The organism is Janibacter sp. LM, from assembly GCF_039631275.1.
In the GTDB taxonomy this organism is placed as follows: Bacteria; Actinomycetota; Actinomycetes; order Actinomycetales; family Dermatophilaceae; genus Janibacter; species Janibacter terrae.
The window spans coordinates 1-485 of the sequence record NZ_JBDIVG010000096.1 but is presented as its reverse complement, the minus strand read 5'-3'; the positions used below and the strand labels follow the sequence as shown (position 1 = coordinate 485).

The window sequence follows — 485 nt, the reverse complement described above, 5'->3', positions numbered from 1 at the left end:
TGAGGTCAGTTACCTGAAGAGCGGAGAACGGCGTGCGGAACGCAAGCCTATGGCGGTCCTTGCTGGGCGTCGAGAAGACGGTCGTGGAGGACATCGAGTTCGATGAGGACGACCAGCTGCTGGTGGCTCATGTCCGTCCCCGGGCTCGGGTGCGTGGCCGGTGCGGACGGTGCGGGCGCAGGTCGCCCGGGTACGACCGTGGCGAGGGTCGGCGGCGGTGGCGGGCCCTGGATCTGGGCACGGTGCAGGTCTACCTCGAGGCCGACGCCCCGCGGGTGGCCTGCCGCCAGCACGGCCCCACGGTGGCCGCCGTCCCGTGGGCCAGGCACGGGGCCGGCCACACCCTGGTCTTCGACGAGCAGGTGGCCTGGCTGGCCACGCAGTGCTCCAAGTCCGCGGTCACCGAGCTGATGCGCATCGCCTGGCGCACCGTCGGGGCGATCATCACCCGGGTCTGGACCGACGTGGAGGCCCTCGGCGACCGG

1 protein-coding gene is annotated in these 485 nt (G+C 72.2%); it reads left to right on the top strand.

Annotation, left to right across the window (positions count from 1 at the left end):
* Positions 1 to 32 precede the first annotated feature (32 nt).
* The coding region (locus tag ABC138_RS17595; protein ID WP_345914476.1) for a transposase family protein at positions 33 to 485 on the top strand (453 nt) is incomplete at its 3' end.